Annotated in this window: 20 protein-coding genes; 10 read left to right on the top strand and 10 right to left on the bottom strand. The window is 68.7% G+C overall.

Annotated features, from left to right (window positions below; translation table 11 throughout):
* Positions 1-98 precede the first annotated feature (98 nt).
* The 5 genes from EV147_RS14910 to rfaE2 all read left to right on the top strand — a co-directional run bounded on the left by EV147_RS14910 (position 99) and on the right by rfaE2 (position 4,538).
* A complete protein-coding gene (locus tag EV147_RS14910) occupies positions 99-1,079 on the top strand; it encodes a fumarylacetoacetate hydrolase family protein (RefSeq protein ID WP_130391990.1) in 981 nt (326 codons plus the stop codon).
* Positions 1,080-1,220: 141 nt separating this feature from the next.
* Entirely contained in the window at positions 1,221-2,045 is an 825-nt protein-coding gene (locus tag EV147_RS14905) for an enoyl-CoA hydratase/isomerase family protein (RefSeq protein WP_130391989.1), read from the top strand.
* Between the two features lie 46 nt (positions 2,046-2,091).
* Positions 2,092-2,979 (top strand): PhaM family polyhydroxyalkanoate granule multifunctional regulatory protein, encoded by an 888-nt coding sequence (locus EV147_RS14900; RefSeq protein WP_130391988.1) that lies wholly within the window; start codon positions 2,092-2,094, stop codon positions 2,977-2,979.
* Between the two features lie 131 nt (positions 2,980-3,110).
* A complete protein-coding gene (locus EV147_RS14895) occupies positions 3,111-3,956 on the top strand; it encodes a ferritin family protein (protein ID WP_130391987.1) in 846 nt (281 codons plus the stop codon).
* Positions 3,957-4,043: 87 nt separating this feature from the next.
* Positions 4,044-4,538 (top strand): D-glycero-beta-D-manno-heptose 1-phosphate adenylyltransferase, encoded by a 495-nt coding sequence (gene rfaE2, locus EV147_RS14890; protein WP_130391986.1) that lies wholly within the window; start codon positions 4,044-4,046, stop codon positions 4,536-4,538.
* Positions 4,539-4,565: 27 nt separating this feature from the next.
* On the opposite strand, the gene EV147_RS14885 is transcribed toward rfaE2, so the two are convergent.
* From EV147_RS14885 to EV147_RS14875, 3 genes are read right to left on the bottom strand one after another with little or no spacing between them, the layout of a single operon-like run.
* Entirely contained in the window at positions 4,566-5,330 is a 765-nt protein-coding gene (locus tag EV147_RS14885; protein ID WP_130391985.1) for an SPOR domain-containing protein, read from the bottom strand.
* A 27-nt stretch (positions 5,331-5,357) separates the two neighbouring features.
* A complete protein-coding gene (locus tag EV147_RS14880; protein WP_130391984.1) occupies positions 5,358-6,188 on the bottom strand; it encodes a type III pantothenate kinase in 831 nt (276 codons plus the stop codon).
* On the bottom strand, positions 6,185-7,075 hold the full coding sequence (locus EV147_RS14875; RefSeq protein WP_130391983.1) for a biotin--[acetyl-CoA-carboxylase] ligase: 891 nt from the start codon (positions 7,073-7,075) through the stop codon (positions 6,185-6,187). The genes EV147_RS14880 and EV147_RS14875 overlap by 4 nt, the downstream gene beginning before the upstream one ends.
* 136 nt (positions 7,076-7,211) lie before the next feature.
* Between EV147_RS14875 and EV147_RS14870 the strand changes: the two genes are divergently transcribed.
* The 5 genes from EV147_RS14870 to EV147_RS14850 are packed head-to-tail and all read left to right on the top strand — an operon-like array spanning position 7,212 to position 12,199.
* A complete protein-coding gene (locus EV147_RS14870; RefSeq protein ID WP_130391982.1) occupies positions 7,212-8,342 on the top strand; it encodes an MlaE family ABC transporter permease in 1,131 nt (376 codons plus the stop codon).
* The gene (locus tag EV147_RS14865; RefSeq protein ID WP_130391981.1) at positions 8,339-9,178 is read left to right on the top strand and encodes an ABC transporter ATP-binding protein; all 840 of its coding nucleotides are present in this window, start codon (positions 8,339-8,341) and stop codon (positions 9,176-9,178) included. The genes EV147_RS14870 and EV147_RS14865 overlap by 4 nt, the downstream gene beginning before the upstream one ends.
* Complete coding sequence (locus tag EV147_RS14860) at positions 9,178-10,119, top strand: MlaD family protein (protein ID WP_198680258.1); 942 nt, start codon at positions 9,178-9,180, stop codon at positions 10,117-10,119. Before EV147_RS14865 ends, EV147_RS14860 begins: the two co-directional genes overlap by 1 nt.
* 49 nt (positions 10,120-10,168) lie before the next feature.
* Complete coding sequence (locus EV147_RS14855; RefSeq protein ID WP_130391979.1) at positions 10,169-10,882, top strand: ABC-type transport auxiliary lipoprotein family protein; 714 nt, start codon at positions 10,169-10,171, stop codon at positions 10,880-10,882.
* A 36-nt stretch (positions 10,883-10,918) separates the two neighbouring features.
* The gene (locus tag EV147_RS14850; RefSeq protein ID WP_130391978.1) at positions 10,919-12,199 is read left to right on the top strand and encodes a VanZ family protein; all 1,281 of its coding nucleotides are present in this window, start codon (positions 10,919-10,921) and stop codon (positions 12,197-12,199) included.
* Between the two features lie 10 nt (positions 12,200-12,209).
* On the opposite strand, the gene pcp is transcribed toward EV147_RS14850, so the two are convergent.
* From pcp to lipA, 7 genes are all read right to left on the bottom strand, one after another.
* Positions 12,210-12,863, bottom strand: coding sequence for a pyroglutamyl-peptidase I (gene pcp, locus EV147_RS14845; protein ID WP_130391977.1), 654 nt, complete (start codon positions 12,861-12,863; stop codon positions 12,210-12,212).
* A gap of 18 nt (positions 12,864-12,881) precedes the next feature.
* Complete coding sequence (locus tag EV147_RS14840) at positions 12,882-13,832, bottom strand: DUF979 domain-containing protein (protein WP_130391976.1); 951 nt, start codon at positions 13,830-13,832, stop codon at positions 12,882-12,884.
* 3 nt (positions 13,833-13,835) lie between these two features.
* Entirely contained in the window at positions 13,836-14,570 is a 735-nt protein-coding gene (locus tag EV147_RS14835) for a DUF969 domain-containing protein (RefSeq protein WP_130391975.1), read from the bottom strand.
* Between the two features lie 77 nt (positions 14,571-14,647).
* Entirely contained in the window at positions 14,648-15,388 is a 741-nt protein-coding gene (gene pxpA / locus EV147_RS14830; protein WP_130391974.1) for a 5-oxoprolinase subunit PxpA, read from the bottom strand.
* A 59-nt stretch (positions 15,389-15,447) separates the two neighbouring features.
* The gene (locus EV147_RS14825; protein ID WP_130391973.1) at positions 15,448-16,467 is read right to left on the bottom strand and encodes a 5-oxoprolinase subunit C family protein; all 1,020 of its coding nucleotides are present in this window, start codon (positions 16,465-16,467) and stop codon (positions 15,448-15,450) included.
* Entirely contained in the window at positions 16,464-17,114 is a 651-nt protein-coding gene (gene pxpB, locus EV147_RS14820; protein ID WP_130391972.1) for a 5-oxoprolinase subunit PxpB, read from the bottom strand. The genes EV147_RS14825 and pxpB overlap by 4 nt, the downstream gene beginning before the upstream one ends.
* A 341-nt stretch (positions 17,115-17,455) precedes the next feature.
* Positions 17,456-18,448 carry a lipoyl synthase gene (lipA, locus tag EV147_RS14815; protein ID WP_130391971.1) on the bottom strand — a complete coding sequence of 331 codons (993 nt, stop codon included), beginning with the start codon at positions 18,446-18,448 and terminating at the stop codon, positions 17,456-17,458.
* Positions 18,449-18,454 lie beyond the last annotated feature (6 nt).

The raw sequence follows: 18,454 nt of genomic DNA, 5'->3' as shown, positions 1-18,454 counted from the left end.
TGCTGCCGGCCATTCTATACAAGCCGGCAGTCCCGGCCCGCTCCGGTAGACTACCGCCCATCCGAATCCGCCAATGTTGGCAAACGTTCAGAACCAGCATGAAACTCGCCACCCTCAAGGACGGCTCGCGCGACGGCCAGCTTGTCGTCGTCTCGCGCGACCTGAAGACCGCGCACTACGCCACCGATATCGCCGGCAAGCTGCAGACCGTGCTCGACGACTGGCAGTTCTACGCGCCCCAGTTGCAGGATCTCTATGACGCCCTGAACGCCGGCCGCGCGCGCCACCCGTTCGCGTTCGAGCCCAGGCACTGCATGGCGCCGCTGCCGCGCGCCTACCAGTGGGCCGACGGCTCGGCCTACGTCAACCACGTGGAGCTGGTCCGCAAGGCCCGCGGCGCCGAGATGCCGCCCGAATTCTGGACCGATCCGCTGATGTACCAGGGCGGCTCGGACGACTTCATCGGTCCGCAGGACGACATCGTCTGCGCCAATGAATCGTTCGGCATCGATTTCGAGGCCGAAGTGGCCGTGATCACCTCCGATGTGCGCATGGGCGCCACGCCCGAGCAGGCCGGCGAGGCCATTCGCCTGGTGATGCTGGCCAACGATGTGTCGCTGCGCAACCTGATCCCGGCCGAGCTGGGCAAGGGCTTCGGCTTCTTCCAGAGCAAGCCGGCCACGGCGTTCTCGCCCGTGGCCGTGACGCCCGACGAACTTGGCGACGCCTGGCACGACCGCAAGGTCCACCGGCCCATGGTCGTCCACTGGAACAGCAAGAAGGTGGGCACGCCCGACTGCGGCACCGACATGGTCTTCGACTTCGGCCAGTTGATCGCCCACGTCTGCAAGACGCGCAACGTGCGCGCCGGCAGCATCATCGGCTCGGGCACGATCTCGAACGTGGACCGCAAGAAGGGCTACGCCTGCATTGCCGAGAAGCGCACCATCGAGACCATCGACAACGGCAAGCCCGAAACCGAGTTCATGAAGTACGGCGACGCGGTGCGCATCGAGATGTTCGACGCCGACGGCAAGTCGATCTTCGGCGCCATCGACCAGGTGGTGGCGGCGCGCTGACCGCCCGACCGGGTGCAAACCCGGCTTGCCGCACCCCGTACCGATCTGCCTATAATTCCCCGACCAACCGGTCGGGGAATTTTTTCCTGGGTGCTCCGCCCTGCCCCGGCCGGCCTGCCGCCTTCCCTTGCGAGCCGAGCCATGACTTCCGACGATCAAACGCTGTCCCCCCGCCTGTCGCGCTACCAGGCGCTCACGCTGCGCCGCCACGGCCCTGTGCTCGAAGTAATCATGGGCGCCGCGCAGGCCGCCAACCGCAAGCTGGCCACCGCCGACGCCAGCATGCACCGCGAACTGGCCGAGATCTGGCGCGACATCTCGGCCGATCCCGATATCCGCGTGGCGCTGATCCGGGGCGAGGGCAAGGGCTTCTCGGCCGGCGGCGACCTGGCGCTGGTGGAAGACATGGCCAATGATTTCGAGACCCGCACGCGGGTCTGGCACGAGGCGCGCGACCTGGTCTACGGCGTCATCAACTGCGACAAGCCGATTGTCTCGGCCATGCACGGCCCGGCCGTGGGCGCGGGGCTGGTGGCCGGGCTGCTGGCCGATATCTCGATCGCCGCGAAGACCGCGCGCATCGTCGACGGCCATACCCGGCTGGGCGTGGCGGCCGGCGACCACGCCGCCATCGTGTGGCCGCTGCTGTGCGGAATGGCCAAGGCCAAGTACTATCTGATGCTGTGCGAGTCGGTCAGCGGCGAGGAAGCCGAGCGGATCGGCCTGGTATCGCTGGCGGTGGACGAGGACGAACTGGTGGCCCGCGCGTTCGAGGTGGCCAACCGGCTCGCGGCGGGGTCGCAGACGGCCATCCGCTGGACCAAGTACGCGCTCAACAACTGGCTGCGCATGGCCGGTCCCGCGTTCGATACCTCGCTGGCGCTCGAATTCATGGGCTTTGCCGGCCCCGACGTGCACGAAGGCATGGCGAGCCTGCGCGAGAAGCGGCCGCCCCAGTTCCGGTAACCGGCCGCCCCGCATCGGGCGGCCCCGACAGATGGAGTGCCGCACCATGTTCGGACAGATCCCCGATTTCTCCAACAGCTTCGACCTCATGCGCCGGCTGTGGTCCGGCGGCGGCATGCCCGGCGGCCTGATGCCGGGCCTGAGCGCCATGACCCCGCCGATGGACCTCGACGAGGTCGACAAACGCATCCAGGACCTCAAGGCCGTGGAAAGCTGGCTGCAGCTCAACACCAACCTGCTGCGCACGACGATCCAGGGGCTGGAGGTGCAGCGCGCCACGCTGGTGGCGCTGCAGACCTTCGGCAATGCGCTGTCGCCCGAGAAGATGCAGAGCGCGATGGAAAACGTGGCGCGCGCGGCCAACGCGCCGAGCGCCCATCCGCACCACGCCAATCCGTTCGCCGCCGCGCAGACCGTCTCCGAGGCGCAGGCCGACGCCGAGAACGACGAGCCGGACGATGACGAGGTGGAAGCTCCGCCCGAATCCGCCGCCGAAGCAGCATCGGAAGCGGCCGGCGAAGCCGGCGCCGCCGGAGAACAAGGCCCGGCCCAGGTGCCGCCCAATGCCGGGCTGTGGTGGGATCTGCTGCAGCGCCAGTTCACCCAGATCGCCAGCAGCGCGGCCGCGGCCAGCACGGCGCCGTTCGGGGGCATGGGTGGAATGGGTGGGATGGGCGGGATGCCGGGCTTCGGCGGTGCCGGGGGTGCCGCGGGCGCCGAAGGTGTGGAACCGGGCGTGAAGGGCGACCCGCCCGCCCAGCCGGCGTCCGTCCCGGCGGCCGAGCCCGCGCCGGCCCCGCGCAAGCCTGCCCCGAGGAAGGCGGCAGCGAAGAAAGCGGCACCGAAGAAAGCGCCGGCCAAGGCCACGGCGCCGAAAAAGCCAGCCGCCGCCAAGCGCACACCGCGCGGCGAGGGGCCCGGGGAAGTGTCGTAGTCGCACCACTTTCGGGCGCCGTGTCAGTCTCAGCGGAAAAAATCCATCGGCGTTTGCTGAAACGCACTAGAGAAAACATTCGAGAATGATTCTTGTCTGGTAGAATCCGCCAGTAATTTCAAAGGCTTAGCATGCTCTACCCCGAACTCTTCAAATCGCTGGAAGCGGTCCGCTGGCACATGGACAAGGACATCCCCTGGGATTCCTTCGACCCGAGCCTGCTCACCGACGACCAGGCGAAGACCATTCGCATGAACGCCATTACCGAATGGTCGGCGCTGCCCGCCACGGAAATGTTCCTGCGCGACAACCGCGACGATTCCGACTTCTCGGCGTTCATGAGCGTCTGGTTCTTCGAAGAGCAGAAGCATTCGCTGGTGCTGATGGAGTACCTGCGCCGCTTCCGTCCGGACCTGGTCCCGACCGAGGAAGAGCTGCACGCCGTGCGCTTCGAGTTTGATCCGGCGCCGCCGCTGGAAACGCTGATGCTCCATTTCTGCGGCGAGATCCGCCTGAACCACTGGTACCGCCGCGCTGCCGAATGGCACTCGGAACCGGTGATCAAGCATATCTACCGCACGCTGTCGCAGGACGAAGCCCGCCACGGCGGCGCCTACCTGCGCTACATGAAGAAGTACCTGGCCCAGTTCGGCGACACCGCCCGCGCCGCGTTCGCCAAGATCGGCGTGCTGATGGCTTCGGCGCGCCGCACCGAGAAGCCGCTGCACCCGACCAACCTGCACGTGAACAAGGCCCTGTTCCCGAACGACACGGTGCAGTCGCGCCTGCCGGACCCGGACTGGCTCGAACACTGGCTCGACGAGCAGATCCGCTTCGACGAGGTGTGGGAAAAGAAGGTGATCGAACGGATCCTGCACAACATGTCGCTGCTGTTCGAACGCACGTTCGATTCGGTCCAGGACCTGAACCGCTACCGCAAGGAACTGAACGCCAACCTGCAGGCCGCGCAAGCCTGAAGCTGGCAGTTTCCGCCGGACGACGAACCCCATCGGATACGATGGGGTTTTTCTTTGGCGCGCCCCCTTTCCCGACCCGCCCTTCCCATGAACGCACCCGCCTACGAATCGAAGCTCGTTCCTCCTGACGATGTTGCCGCGCTGCAGGCCGCCGTGGCCGCGCTGCCGCGCCCGCTGGTCTTCACCAACGGCGTGTTCGACATCCTCCACCGCGGCCACGCCACCTATCTGGCGCAGGCGCGCGAGATGGGCGCCAGCCTGGTGCTCGGCGTGAACAGCGACGCGTCAGTGAAGATGCTGGGCAAGGGCGACGACCGCCCGCTCAACAACGAGGCCGACCGCATGGCGCTGCTGGCCGCGCTGGCCGCCGTGGACCTCGTGGCAATGTTCCGCGAGCAGACCCCGGTGGAACTGATCCGGCTGGTGCGGCCCGATATCTATGTGAAGGGTGGCGACTACGATATCGACACCCTGGAAGAAACGCGGCTGGTGCGCAGCTGGGGCGGCGAAGCCTACGCGATCCCGTTCCTGCATGACCGGTCGACGACGAAGCTGCTGACGAAGGTGCGGGCGGGGAACTGATTTCGCGCCAGTGGGAGCGCTGAACCCCTACCCCGCCACCCCCACCCCGCGTTCTCCGCGCGCCTGCATTCCCCCCTTGCATTCCTGCATCACTTCCGCCCCGTAGCGCTGGCGCACCTCGTCCATCCTCGCCCGTACCGCTTCATCGGCGTTGGGCACGCGCAGCCACTGGCGCGCGACCGTGCGCGGGGCGTCGCTGACCAGGGCCGTGCGGACGCCCTGGCCGCGCAGGGTTTCCAGGAAGCGGTCGGCGCGTTCGCGCTCGCGGAACAGGCCGAGCGAGACCGTGAATGACTCCGGATCGTCGCTGTTGACCACCGAGACGTCCGTCACCTTGCGGCGGCGCAGTTCGGCGAGCTTGCGGTCGGCGTTCTCGCGCGTGGCCTGGGCGGGCAGGTGCACCCACCAGCGCACCTGTTCGCTGCGTTCGAACTGGTCCACCGGCAGCGCGTTGCCGGCCGCGATGGCGGCCAGGTCGTCGCGGGCGCGCAGCACGGTCTGGGCCGTGAAGCCGCCCATTTCCATGCAGGTGCCGGCCGGCGCCGAAGCCAGCGTCACGGTACCCGGGGCGGCACTGCGCGGCGCCGGAGCGGCCGGCGCCGGAGCGCCCTCGCGCGGCAGCAGCTCCATGCGCTCGCCGCGCACCTGCTGGTCCACGCGCTGGGGCTCGCGCTGGCTCTCGAACAGGCCCGACAGCGGCTCGGGGCCGTACGCGCCCAGCAGGCCCGCCAGCAGCAGGACATTGGCGATCAGCAGGGCGATCAACAGGATCTTCGAGCCTCTGGGGGACATGAGGTTTGCGCAGGTTGGTCAGAGTGTTCAGGCGGGCTGCGCCATCGCATGCAACCCAAGCAACACAAGATTATCGTGCATCTCGTACGGCATCGCGAGCGCTCCGGCCACCGCGTGGCGCGCTCCGCCCGACAGCAGGCAGCGCACCGGCCCCCGTTCGGCCAGCACACGCCAGCTGCGCTCGATGGCACCGGCCTGCGCGGCGAGGCAACCGGCGGCAATCGCGTCGTGAGTGTTGTCGGCGCCCAACGCCCGCACGGCCCGGGCGGCCCCCGCGCCGGTATCGAGCACGCCAAGTTCGGGCAGTTGCGCGGTGTTGCGGGCGAGCGTGCCGAGCATCAGCGCCAGCCCTGGCAGGATCAGCCCGCCCTCGAAGCGCGCGCCGCCGGGCGTGGCCGTGACGATATCGAGCGTGGTGGCCGTGCCGGCCGTGACCACGAGCAGCGTCTCGCCGGGCAGCCAGCGGTGCGCGCCGATGCTGCCGACCCAGCGGTCCACGCCCAGTTGCGCAGGCTCGCGGTAGCCGTTGGCCAGCGTGCCGTGAGCGCTGGCGGTGCGTACCCATTGCAGCGGCACGTGGCCAAAGGTCTCAACCAGCAACGCGCCGACTTCGCCCGCCAGCGCGGCGCCCGCCACGTTGGCGATCCAGATGGCCGGCGCCCGGCCGGTGCCCAGCAGGTGCCGCCAGGTGCCAACCAGCGCGGCGCGCTCGGCCGGGGCCGCATGGGCGGCCGCGCCGGCGTGGCGCCACGGCGTGGGCAGCGTGGCCGCGTCCGCCCGCGATGGCGGAGGCGGGCCGTCGTCGCACCATGCCCACTTGAGCCGGGTATTGCCGATATCGATCAGCAGCGCGCTCATGCCGTGGCTCCGCGCAGCGACACCTCGCCGCTGGTGATCCGCTGCAGTCCGCTGGCCGTCTCCAGCAGCAGGTGGCCGTCGCCGTCTACGCCGCGCGCCAGCCCCTCGGCCAGCACCGCGCCGTCGTGCAGCAGCCGCACGGGCTCGTCGCGGAACGCGTCGCGCGCCGACCACGCCGGCGCCAGCGGCGCAAAGCCATCGGCCAGAAAGATCTCGCGCATCGTCGCCAGCCGGTTCAGCACCGCCCCGAGGACGCGCGTGGGATCGCGATGCGGATCGAAGCCCGGCAGCACCTCGGCCACGCCGGCCAGTTCGCGGCCCAGCGCGGCCTCCATGCGCGCATCGCGCACCAGGTTCAGGCCGATGCCGATCACGGCCCACAGCCGCTGCGGCCCGGCCGGGACCGATTCGATCAGGATGCCGGCCAGCTTGCGGCCGTCCACCTGCAGGTCGTTGGGCCACTTGAGCCCCACCCGCGCCGGGGGCGCCACGCTGCAGTCGTCCAGCGCCTGCGCCACGGCCAGCCCCACGGCCAGGCTCAGCCCGCTCAGGCGCGCCGGGGGCAGCGCCAGCGGCAGGGCCACCGAGAACGTCAGCCCGGCCTGGCCCTGCCAGGGCCGCCCCTGCCGTCCGCGCCCGGCGGTCTGTCGGTAGGCCACCCGTACCCGGGCCTGCGGGGCCATGGCCTCGGTCCAGGGCGCCACGCGACACGCCTGCGTCAGGTCGGCGTTGGTCGAGCCGGTCTCGGCCACGACGTCGACCTGCCAGCCGCGTGCGGCGCCGGCGTCTAGAGTGCTTCGCAAGACGCTTTCCGCGATGCGCCAGGCGGGCAGCGCGGCGGCGTCGTCGGTCAGGGTGGCGATGGAACGGTCAGGCACGGCGGGCATTGAGAGAAATCCGAAAAGCGAACCGCTGGGATGCGGCTCCCGGGATTGTAGCCGTGGCCGTGTCAGAGGATGCCCGGTCGCAACACTTCGGCGGGTAGCATAGAATCGGGACTCCGCCATCACATCGCCGCCTCTTTTGGAACGCCCTCCGCCGCCCGCCATCGACATTTCGCGCCAGGACGGCGCCTGCAGCGTCAACCTGCAAGGCGACTGGACCGCGCTCGCGCTCGCCGGCTGCCGTGAGGCCCGCGGCCTGCGCGCGCAGCTCCAGAAACTGGCCGGGGCGCCCGACGACACCCGCTGGTCGCTGTCCGGCGTGACGCGGCTGGACCATATCGGCGCGCAACTGATCTGGCAGGCGTGGAACGGCCGCATGCCGGCGCAGGTGGCGCTCAACGACGGCCAGCGCCGCGTGTTCGACCGCATTGCCACGCTGCGCACCGACGGCTGGAAGAAGAAGATGGTGGACCGCTTCAACCCGGTGACCCTCCTCGGTGCCCGGCTGCTGTCGTTCTTCGCGCAGCTGGCGGTCGGCGTGACGATGCTGGGCCAGCTGACGTTCGATTTGCTGCGCTTCCTGCGCGCGCCCCAGCGCGGCCCGTGGCGCGAGATCTCCGCCAATATCTATAACGTCGGCTACAAGGCGCTCGGCATCACGGCGCTGGTGGGATTCCTGATCGGCATCGTGCTGTCGTACCTGTCGGCCAACCAGTTGCGGATCTTTGGCGCCAGCACGTTCATCGTCAACATCCTCGGCATGGCCGTGATCCGCGAACTCGGGCCGGTGCTGGCCGCGATCCTGATCGCCGGGCGCTCCGGCTCGGCCATCACGGCGCAGATCGGCGTGATGCGCGTGACCGAGGAACTCGACGCGATGAGCGTGATGGGCATTTCGCACGGTTTCCGGCTGATCATGCCGCGCGTGATCGCGCTGGGCATTGCCATGCCGCTGCTGGTGGCGTGGACCGACCTCATGGCGCTGCTCGGCGGCATGACCGCCGCGCGCTTCCAGCTGGGCATCAGCTTTGCATTCTTCCTGCGCCAGTTGCCCGAGGCGGTGCCGGTAGCCAACCTCTGGCTGGGCCTCGGCAAAGGCGTGGCGTTCGGCATGCTGATCGCACTGACGGCCTGCCACTACGGGCTGCGCATCAAGCCGAACACCCAGAGCCTGGGCGAAGGCACCACGGCATCGGTGGTGACGTCGATCACGGTGGTGATCCTGGCCGACGCGATCTTCGCCATCCTGTTCAAGGACGTGGGCCTATGACCGATCCCGTGCAGCGCGGCACGCCGCGCGAGACCATCATCGAGGTGCGCAACCTGGTCAAGCGCTACGGCGACAACGTGGTGCACGACGGGCTGAACCTCGACGTCTATCGCGGCGAGGTGCTGTCGATCGTGGGCGGCTCGGGCACCGGCAAGACCGTGCTGCTGCGCCAGATCGTCGGGCTGGACCGGCCTACCTCGGGCTCCATCCGCGTGTTCGGCGAGAACCCGGCCAGCCTCCGGCCGGCGCAGTTGCAGGCGCTGCGCAACCGCTGGGGGCTGCAGTTCCAGCGCGGCGCGCTGTTCTCGGCGCTGTCGGTAATCGACAACATTGCGCTGCCGCTGCGCGAGATGCGCGCGCTGCCCGACAACCTGATCTGCCAGGCCTCGCTGCTCAAGCTGCAACTGGTGGGGCTGTCGGCGAAGGATGCCGACAAGATGCCGTCGGACCTGTCCGGCGGCATGATCAAGCGCGTGGCGCTGGCGCGCGCGCTGGCGCTGGAACCCGAACTGGTCTTCCTGGACGAACCCACGGCGGGCCTGGACCCGATGGCCTCCGACGACTACGTGGACCTGATCCGCGAACTGCGCCGCGAGCTGGGGCTGACCGTGGTCATGATCACGCACGACCTGGACACGCTCGTGGCGCTGTCCGACCGCGTGGCCGTGCTGGCCGACCACAAGGTGCTGGCCGCCGCGCCGCTACCCGAGGTGGTCAAGGTCGACCACCCCTTCATTCGTGAATATTTCCTGGGCGACCGCGCCCAGCGCGCGCTGCAGGCGCTGCCCGCCCCGCAAGGGGCCGGCGGCGCGGCGGCGCCCCGTGGAGACACCTGATGGAAAACAAATCGAACGCCTTCCTCGCTGGCGTGTTCACCATCGGCCTGGCTGTGCTGGTGCTGTTCTCGCTGTTCTGGTTCAGCAGCGACCATGCCGTGCGGGTGCCGTACGACCTGATCACGCGCTCCACGGTCAACGGTCTCGGGCCGCAGGCCGATGTGAAGTATCGCGGCCTCGACGTCGGCAAGGTGGTCTCGATCAAGTTCGATCCCCAGGTGCCCGGCCAGATCATCGTGCGCATCACCGTCAACCAGGACACCCCGATCACGCGCACCACCTACGCCACGCTGGGCTTCCAGGGCGTGACCGGCATCGCCTACGTGCAGCTGGACGACACGGCGCGCGAGGAAGGTGCCTCCACCAACTCCCCGCGCCTGGCCACCTCGGCACGCGAGCCGGCGCGCATCGTGATGCGGCCCGGCTTCTTCGAGGAACTGGAGAAGCGCGGCGACTCCCTGCTGACGCAGACCGAGACGCTGATGGCGTCGCTCAACGAGATGTTCCAGACCACCAACCGCGACGAACTGATGGCCGCGATCAACTCGGTGCACCAGACCGCCGCCGACTATTCGAAGCTCGCCAACTCGCTGCAGCCGGCCGTGAGCCAGTTGCCCAAGGCCGTGGAGAACCTGAACGCCACGCTGGCCTCCACGCGCCGGCTGGCCGACGATCTGGCCAATCCGAACGGCACCGTGATGTCCACCGTGAACCGCGTGGGCGAGAACATGCAGGGCGCCGCCGATTCGGTGCAGAAGGCCGCCGGCATCTTCACGCAGGAGACGCTGCCGCAGCTCAACGGCCTGGCCCGCGACGCCCGGCAGACCGCGCGCAGCATCGACCGCGCCGCCGGCCAGTTCAACGACCAGCCCAGCAGCGTGCTGTTCGGCGGCCCGTCGCCGACGCCGGGTCCGGGCGAGCCGGGCTTCGCTGCGCCCTGACCCACATCCGCCGAACATGCCGAACCCGCTGAACTCGCCGACACCCGCCATGACCGCCTCTTTCGCCCTCCCCTTCCGCCTGGCCGCCGTGGCCGTGCTCGTCACGCTGGCTGGGTGCGGCGTGCTGCCCTCGTCGCGCGGCAGCACCACCACCTTTGACCTCGGCCCGCTGGCCGCCGCCCCGTCGCAGCCGGCGGCGCGGCTGCCCAAGCTGCGCGTGGCCGAAACCGACGGTCCCACCTGGATGGACGGGCGCGGCATCTATTACCGGCTCCAGTACACGCAGGCGCAGCGGCTGCAGTCGTACTCGACGCAGCGCTGGGTAGACGCCCCGACGCGGCTGTTCGACGACCGGCTGCGCGATGCGGTGTCCGGGCGGGGCGAGCTGACCTGGTACGGCGACACCAGCGTGCCGGCGCTCAAGGTGGACCTGCTCGGCTTCGAGCAGGTCTTCGATACCGCCACCAGCAGCCGGGGCGTGGTGCGGGCGCGCGCCACGGTGTTCCACAAGGGGTTGATCGGCCAGAAGACCTTCGTGGCCGAGCAGCAGGCCGCCAGCGCCGATGGTGCGGGCGGGGTCAAGGCGCTGTCGGCGGCCAGCGACGCGGCGATTGCCGCCATCCTCGACTGGACCGCCTCGCTGCCGCTCGACGCGGCGGCCGCCACCGGCCCGGCCGCCCTGCCGCGCGCCAACCCGCCGGGCCGCGACAGCGTGCCGCTGCCGACCGCCGATACCCCGAAGGCCGCGCCGCCGCGCCAATGAGGCGTACAGTAGACGGCAGGCCGTAAGCGCGACCCCATGCTGCTGGAAAAAGTCCCTCCTCCCTCGCCGCCCCCCGAACCGCGCCAGCCGGAACTCGAAGGCTGGCTGCCCCGCCACTCGCCGCTGGCGCGCGTGGGGCTGGTCTGCTTCACGCTGCTCGTGGCTTACGCGAGCCTCTACCCGTTCACGGGCTGGGCCAACAACGGCATCTCGCCGTTTGCGTTCCTGACCGCGCCCAAGCCGCGCTACATCACCGAATTCGACCTGCTGACCAACGTGATCGGCTACTGCCCGTTCGGGGCGCTCGTGGTGCTGTCGCTGCATCCTCGCGTGTCGGGGGCGCGCGCCACGCTGATCGCATTCGTGGCCGGCGCGCTGCTCTCGGCCGTGATGGAGGCGCTGCAGACGTGGCTGCCAACGCGGATCTCGTCGAACATCGACCTGATTACCAACGCGCTGGGTGCGCTGCTCGGCGCCGCAGTGGTGGCGCCGTTCACGGGCGCGCTGATCGACCGGGGCACGCTGACCCGCCTGCGCACCGCGTGGTTCGAGCCCCATGCGAGTTTTGCGATCGTACTCGTCGTACTTTGGCCATTTGCGCAGATCTTTCCGCAGGAGCACCTGTTCGGCATGGGCGGGATCGTGCGCGAGTGGCTGACCGATCCGGATTCGTGGCCGATGGCCTGGGTGCAGGCCTACTTCCCGGCGCTGATCGCGTGGCAGGACAACGTCGGCTTTCGTACCGACGACATGCAGATGCAGCTGCTGCTGGAGACAGCCGTCACGGCGTCGAGCTGGATCGGCACCGCGCTGTTCGCGTCGATCGCCATGCGGCGCACCGCGCCGATGCTGCGCATCCTGGCGGCGCTGCTGACTGCCGCGCTGATCATCAAGGCCACGGTGTCCGAGCTGCAGTTTCCTGATGACAACGCGTTCAACTGGCTGTCCGAGGGCGGCCGGTTCGCGCTGCTGACGAGTTCACTGGTGCTGGTGCTGCTGCTGCGCCTGCCGCGCTGGCTGCGCGCCGTGCTGGCGGTGGTGGCGCTGGGCGGGCTGGTGGTGCTGACCAATATCCTGCCGTCGAATCCCTACGCGTGGATCTCCGAACAAGGCTGGCGCATGGGCCGCTTCATCCACTTCAACAGCCTGGCGCAATGGCTGGGCTGGCTCTGGCCGTTCATGGCCTTCTTCTATGTGGTGTGGCGCTTCGAGCAGATCAGCCTGCGGCGCCGGTTGCAGCGTCGTGCCCACCGCCGCGCCACGGCGCGCGCCGTGGCGGCCGCCACCGACAGCCGCCGCGCCTCGAAGCAGCCCTGACCCCCACCGCTCAGTGCAGCTGGCCGCCCTGCTCGCGGATATCGCCCTCGGTCGAGAGCGTCGTGGCAACGGCCACGCGCAGGCCGGCGATCAGCGTGTCGAGCGCCAGACTCGGCGCGCCGGGATGCCGCGCCGCCTGTTCGGGCAGGTAGGGGATGTGGATGAAGCCGCCGCGCACCGTGCCCGCCGTGCCGCGCGCCAGCGTGTGCATCAGGCCGTAGAACACATGGTTGCAGACGAAGGTGCCGGCGGTCTGCGACACCAGCGCCGGCACGCCAGCCGCGCGCAGGTCGCGTGCGATGGCCTTGATCGGCAGCGACGAGAAATACGCCGCCGGGCCGTCCTCGGCAATCGTGACGTCGATGGGCTGGGCGCCCACGTTGTCGGCCACGCGCGCATCGTCCACGTTGATCGCCACGCGCTCGATCGACATCTCCGTGCGCCCGCCTGCCTGGCCCACCGCGATCACCACGTCGGGACGTAGCTGTTCGACGAGTTGGTTGATCGCCTCGATGGCCTTGCCGAACACGCACGGCAACTGGCGCGCCACCACCACGGCATCGCCGATCCGCGCGCCATCGAGCGCCCGTACCGCCTCCCATGACGGGTTGATCGGTTCCTGTTCGAACGGCTCGAAGCCGGTCAGCAAAACGGTACGGGGCATCGTAGTTTCCTTAAATCCTTACATCAGGAAGTAGAGCAGGAAGATATTGGCCACCAGGATTGCCAGCGCCGTGGGCACCTGGGCGCGGATCACCGCGTTCTTGTCCTGCAGTTCGAGCAGCGCGGCCGGCACGATGTTGAAGTTGGCCGCCATCGGCGTCATCAGCGTGCCGCAGTAGCCCGAGAACATGCCGATGGCCGCCATCACCGCCGGGTTGCCATGGAACATGCCCACCAGGATGGGCACGCCCACGCCGCCGGTCATGACCGGGAACGCCGCGAAGCCGTTGCCCATGATCACCGTGAACAGCGCCATGCCGATGCAGTACACCGCCACCGCCACGAACTTGAAGTCCATGTTGATATAGGCGGTGGTCAGGTGCGCCACGGCCTTGCCCACGCCGGCATCGGCAAACACCAGGCCCAGCATCGCCAGCATCTGGGGCAGCACCAGCGCCCAGCCCAGCGATTCGATCAGCCGGCGCGATTCGCGCATGCCCTGCACCGGCGTGTCGCGCGTCAGCCAGCACGTGACGAACAGCGACACCAGGCAGCCGATACCGAGCGATACGAACGTCACATTCTTCGGATCGAGCAGCGCCAGGCCGCCAATCTTGACGTCCTTGAACAGCACCGTGCCCATCACGGTAATCAGCGGGATCAGCAGCGCCGGAATGAACAGCTTGTTGCCGAGGCGCTGCGCGCTGGCGCGCCGCTTCTCTTCGCTGAGCGTGCCGTGCTTGCCCAGGCCCACGCCGCCAAACCCGGCGATCAGCGCCATCACCACGGCGGCCACGCCCACCACGGCCGGCGGAATCTTGTCGCCGACCAGGAAGATGATCGCGTAGAGCAGCCAGAACAGGCCCGTGGACAGGCGGCGCGGGTGCGCCTTGTCCGAGAACGTCATCAGGGCCGTGATCAGCAGGATGAAGCCGGCCAGCCAGTAGAGATAGTTGATCGAGACAATCATCGCTTACTCCCCCTTGGCGCCAGCGGTGGCCGGCGTGCCGGCCGGCTGCGCGCGGCCCAGTTCACGTTCCAGCCACATGTCCAGGCGCTTGAGGCGCACCGCGTGGATCAGGAACGCGCAGATCGCGGTGGGGATGCCCCAGACGGCGATGTGCAGCGGCTCCACGTCGATGTTCGACGCCAGCAGGAACGTGTGCATCAGCGCGATGGCGCCGAACGCCACGAAGATGTCCTCGCCGAAGAACAGGCCCACGTTGTCGGTGGCGGCACAGAACGCCAGCACGCGCTGGCGCACCGGCTCGGGCAGGTGGCCGAAGCGGTTCTCGGCCGCGCCTTCGGCCATCGGGGCCAGCAGCGGACGCACCATCTGCGGATGGCCGCCGAGGCTGGTCAGGCCCATGGCGGCGGTCAGCTCGCGCACGGCCAGGTAGACGATCAGCAACCGGCCCACCGTGGCGGACTTGATGCGCGCAATCCACGCCTGGGCATGCTCGCGCAGCCCGTGGCGCTCCAGCAGGCCGATCACGGCCAGCGGCAGCAGGATGATCAGCGGTAGGCTGCGCGCCTTGACGAATGCCGTGCCGATCGCGGTAAAGATCTGCTCCACCGGCATCGATGCGGTCAGCCCCGTGACGATGGCGGCTGCCGCCACCACCATCATGGGATTGAACCGGAAGACAAAGCCGATGACGATGACGCCGACCCCGAGCAGGGGCCAAAAATTGACAGCCGATTCCATGGGAAACACCTGGTAGCGCGTGAAAAGTGCGTGAAGACTGCGTGAGATCACGCCGGTGCCGGGCGGGGCGAACCCCGTCAGGCGCCGGCCTGGATGGCGATGCCCTCCGCGCCGAGCCGATCCCGGATGCGGCGCGCGAAGGCAAGCGCGTGGGCGCCGTCGCCGTGCAGACACACGGTTTCGGCGCGAATCGGGACCCAGCTGCCGTCGATGGCCTGCACGCGCTGGTCGCGCACCATCGAGAGCGTCTGGTTCAGGGCCACTTCCTCGTCCTCGTGCAGCGCGCCCGGCGTGCCACGTTTGACGAGCGTGCCGTCGGGGTTGTAGCCACGGTCGGCGAAGACTTCCTCCTTGACCTTCAGGCCCGCCTCGCGCGCCATCGTGATCATCTGGCTGTTGGCCAGGCCGAAGAAGACGAGATTGGCGTCGTAGTCCTTCACGGCGCGCACGATGGCCGCGCAGAGCTTCGCGTCGCGCACCGCCATGTTGTAGAGCGCGCCATGCGGCTTCACGTGGGCCAGCCGGCCGCCTTGCGCGCGCACCATGGCGTCGAGCGCGCCGATCTGGTACAGCACATCGGCGTAGACCGCCTCGGGATCGCGCTGCATCTCGGTGCGGCCAAAATTCTCGCGGTCCGGAAAGCTCGGATGCGCGCCGATGGCGACGTTCTTCTCCAGCGCCCACTTCACGGTCTGGAGCATCGTGGCGGCATCACCGGCATGCCAGCCGCAGGCGACGTTGGCCGAACTGATCAGCGCGATCAGCGCCTCGTCGTTGCCGCAGCCTTCGCCAAGATCCGCGTTGAGGTCGATTTGCATGAGCGTTCTCCGTGTATGGGGACGATATTTCTGGAGGAATTACGATGTCGCCGGCAGGCTCAGGCGACGAAGCGCGTTGACGTGCGGCGGCGCGCGGCTATCTGCATGCCGTCGCCCTGCCAGCGCAGCGCCTGGTCCAGTTGCCGCAGGTAGCGGTCCACTTCGGCCTGCGCCGCGGCCGCCTGTTCGAGCGTGACTTCGGCAAAGCGCACCGTGGCACCCAGCGGCACCTGCGCCAGCCGCCACAGGTCGGCGCCAATCACGGTGCCGATCTTCGGGTAGCCGCCCGTGGTCTGCGCGTCGCTCATCAGCGCGATCGGCTGGCCGTTCGGCGGCACCTGCATCACGCCGGGCATCACGCCGTGCGACAGCAGATCGGCCGAGCGCTCGGCGCGCCGTGCCAGCGCGGGGCCTTCGAGGCGCAGCCCCATGCGGTTGCTCTGCGGCGTGATGGTCCAGTCGGCAGACCACAGCGCCTGCTGCGAGGCCGGCTCGAAATCGGGGTACTCGGGCCCCGGCAGCAGCCGGATCGTCAGCGCGTTGCCGGCCCGGTTGGCGGGCAGCGCCCAGCCCGGCGCCGATACACCCACCCAGTCGCGCGGCTGGTCGATTCCCGGGCGGCCCGCCGACAGGCGGTCGCCCTCGCGCAGCACGCGGCCTGCGAAACCACCGAAGTTCGACTTCAGGTCGGTGCTGCGCGAGTTCATGACGAGCGGCACGTCGATGCCGCCAGCCACGCAGAGGTAGGTCCGGGTGCCGCCGCGCGGTGCGGGCAGCGTCAGCGTTTCGCCACGGCGCACGTCGAACGCGTGCCACGACCACACCGGCACGCCGTCGAGGTTGGCGCTGCACTCGGCGCCGGTCAGCGCCACGCGCATGTCGGTCTCGAACCGCAGTGCGGCACGGCCCAGCGTGAATTCGATGGCCGCCGCGCCCGGCTCGTTGCCGAGCAGCCGGTTGCCCACCTGCAGCGCCAGCCCGTCGGCGGCGCCGGAACGTCCCACGCCAAAGCGCCGGAAGCCCACGCGGCCCAGGTCCTGCACCGACGCCTGCGCGCCGGGTCGGATGATCTCGATCACAGCAGCACCTCCTCGGCGATAAAGCGCACGGTATCGCCGGGCGCGAACAGCGACGGCGGATCGCGGTCGGCCACGAACAGCTGCGCCTCGGTATGGCCAATCAGCTGCCAGCCGCCCGGCAGCACGGCCGGATAGATGCCGGTCTGCTCGCCGCCGATGCCCACGGCACCGGCCGGCACCGCCAGGCGCGGCTCGCGGCGGCGCGGCGTGGCCAGTTCGGGCGCCAGCCCGCCCATATAGGCAAAGCCCGGCTGGAAGCCCAGGAAATAGACCACGTATTCGCCCGCCGCGTGGCGGCGCACCACTTCCTGCGGCGACAGCCCCGTATGCGCGGCCACATCGGCAATGTCCGGCCCGAACTCGCCGCCGTAGCGCACCGGGATCTCCACGAGCTTGCCGGTGGCATTGCGCGTCTCGCCTGACGCCCAGGCCAGCTTCAGGTTGCGTTCGAGCGCGTCGACATCCGCGTTTTCATCGAAGGACAGCGTGAGGTTGTTCATGCCCGGCACCACATCCACCACGCCGCGCCAATCCGCGGCGCGCTCCGCCATCGCCCAGATGCGGCGCTGGACGTCGAGCGACGCCGGCGGCGCGACGCTGTAAAGCAGGGCCTGCTCGGCCAGGCGATGAACGGTGCATTGGGGCATGAGGAAACCGGTGTTTGTCGCGTTGGGGATGCAAGTAGTGTAGGCACCACAGCAAGCCGCCGCAGACGTCGCCAATGAACCGAAAGTGACTCAATCGAATTTCATTGACGATTTATCGATAAATTCATGGTATCGAAACATGGGCACGCACGGCACTTCGGGTGAACCCTTAGTAGATATGCACCGTTAGCGGCAAGTTGGCGCAGGATTGGGGCGTTTGTAACGCATGCGTCACTCACACGGAAAGGCGCCTGAAAGCTGCGATGCAGACATCCAGGACGAAAAAAAACCGGCCAGCAGGGCTGACCGGTTTTTTTGCCGCGGGTGGCCGCTACGGGTGCTCAGGCAAACCCGGCCTGATGCGCCTGCTGGTCGGCGTGGTACGAGCTGCGGACCATGGCGCCAACGGCGGCGTGGGTGAAGCCCATCTTGTAGGCCTCGTCCTCGAACATCTTGAAGGTGTCCGGGTGAACATAGCGCATCACCGGCAAGTGGTGGTTCGACGGCGCCAGGTACTGGCCGATGGTCAGCATGTCGATGTCATGGGCGCGCATGTCGCGCATGACTTCGAGGATTTCCTCGTCGGTCTCGCCCAGGCCCACCATCAGGCCCGACTTCGTCGCCACGTCCGGGTTGCGGCGCTTGAATTCCTGCAGCAGCTTCAGCGAATGGGCGTAGTCGGCGCCGGGACGGGCCTGCTTGTACAGGCGCGGCACCGTTTCCATGTTGTGGTTCATCACGTCGGGCGGGGCGCTCTGCAGGATGTCGAGCGCCTTGTCCAGGCGGCCGCGGAAGTCAGGCACCAGGACCTCGATGCGCGTGTTCGGCGACAGCTCGCGCGTCTGCGAGATGCAATCGACATAGTGCTGGGCACCGCCGTCGCGCAGGTCGTCGCGGTCCACGCTGGTGATCACCACGTAGTTCAGGCGCAGCTGGGCGATGGTGCGGGCCAGGTTGCCCGGCTCGTTGACGTCGAGCGGATCGGGACGGCCGTGGCCCACGTCGCAGAACGGGCAGCGGCGCGTGCATTTGTCGCCCATGATCATGAACGTGGCCGTGCCCTTGCCGAAGCACTCGCCGATGTTCGGGCAGCTGGCTTCCTCGCACACCGTGACGAGGTTGTTCGCGCGCAGGATGTCCTTGATCTCGTAGAACCGCGAGTTACCGGTGGCCGCCTTGACGCGGATCCATTCCGGCTTCTTGAGCCGCTCGGCCGGCACGATCTTGATGGGGATGCGCGAAGTCTTCTCGGCCGACTTCTGCTTCTTGGTCGCGTCGTATTCGGCGGGGGATTGCGGGGCTTCGCTGGACGTGGCGATCAGTGCGTCGCTCATACTGTT

Origin of the sequence: Cupriavidus agavae (genome assembly GCF_004217045.1) — a bacterium.
Taxonomy (GTDB): Bacteria; Pseudomonadota; Gammaproteobacteria; order Burkholderiales; family Burkholderiaceae; genus Cupriavidus; species Cupriavidus agavae.
This window is presented reverse-complemented; position numbering and strand designations above follow the sequence as displayed.

Coding starts and splice junctions, on each gene's coding strand:
- rfaE2 (WP_130391986.1), top strand. CDS start 4,044: ATGAACGCACCCGCCTACGAATCGAAGCTCGTTCCTCCTGACGATGTT.
- pcp (WP_130391977.1), bottom strand. CDS start 12,863: ATGCCCCGTACCGTTTTGCTGACCGGCTTCGAGCCGTTCGAACAGGAA.
- pxpB (WP_130391972.1), bottom strand. CDS start 17,114: ATGCCCCAATGCACCGTTCATCGCCTGGCCGAGCAGGCCCTGCTTTAC.
- EV147_RS14905 (WP_130391989.1), top strand. CDS start 1,221: ATGACTTCCGACGATCAAACGCTGTCCCCCCGCCTGTCGCGCTACCAG.
- EV147_RS14835 (WP_130391975.1), bottom strand. CDS start 14,570: ATGGAATCGGCTGTCAATTTTTGGCCCCTGCTCGGGGTCGGCGTCATC.
- EV147_RS14885 (WP_130391985.1), bottom strand. CDS start 5,330: ATGTCCCCCAGAGGCTCGAAGATCCTGTTGATCGCCCTGCTGATCGCC.
- pxpA (WP_130391974.1), bottom strand. CDS start 15,388: ATGCAAATCGACCTCAACGCGGATCTTGGCGAAGGCTGCGGCAACGAC.
- EV147_RS14895 (WP_130391987.1), top strand. CDS start 3,111: ATGCTCTACCCCGAACTCTTCAAATCGCTGGAAGCGGTCCGCTGGCAC.
- EV147_RS14855 (WP_130391979.1), top strand. CDS start 10,169: ATGACCGCCTCTTTCGCCCTCCCCTTCCGCCTGGCCGCCGTGGCCGTG.
- EV147_RS14900 (WP_130391988.1), top strand. CDS start 2,092: ATGTTCGGACAGATCCCCGATTTCTCCAACAGCTTCGACCTCATGCGC.
- EV147_RS14875 (WP_130391983.1), bottom strand. CDS start 7,075: ATGCCCGCCGTGCCTGACCGTTCCATCGCCACCCTGACCGACGACGCC.
- EV147_RS14910 (WP_130391990.1), top strand. CDS start 99: ATGAAACTCGCCACCCTCAAGGACGGCTCGCGCGACGGCCAGCTTGTC.
- EV147_RS14860 (WP_198680258.1), top strand. CDS start 9,178: ATGGAAAACAAATCGAACGCCTTCCTCGCTGGCGTGTTCACCATCGGC.
- EV147_RS14850 (WP_130391978.1), top strand. CDS start 10,919: ATGCTGCTGGAAAAAGTCCCTCCTCCCTCGCCGCCCCCCGAACCGCGC.
- lipA (WP_130391971.1), bottom strand. CDS start 18,448: ATGAGCGACGCACTGATCGCCACGTCCAGCGAAGCCCCGCAATCCCCC.
- EV147_RS14865 (WP_130391981.1), top strand. CDS start 8,339: ATGACCGATCCCGTGCAGCGCGGCACGCCGCGCGAGACCATCATCGAG.
- EV147_RS14880 (WP_130391984.1), bottom strand. CDS start 6,188: ATGAGCGCGCTGCTGATCGATATCGGCAATACCCGGCTCAAGTGGGCA.
- EV147_RS14840 (WP_130391976.1), bottom strand. CDS start 13,832: ATGATTGTCTCGATCAACTATCTCTACTGGCTGGCCGGCTTCATCCTG.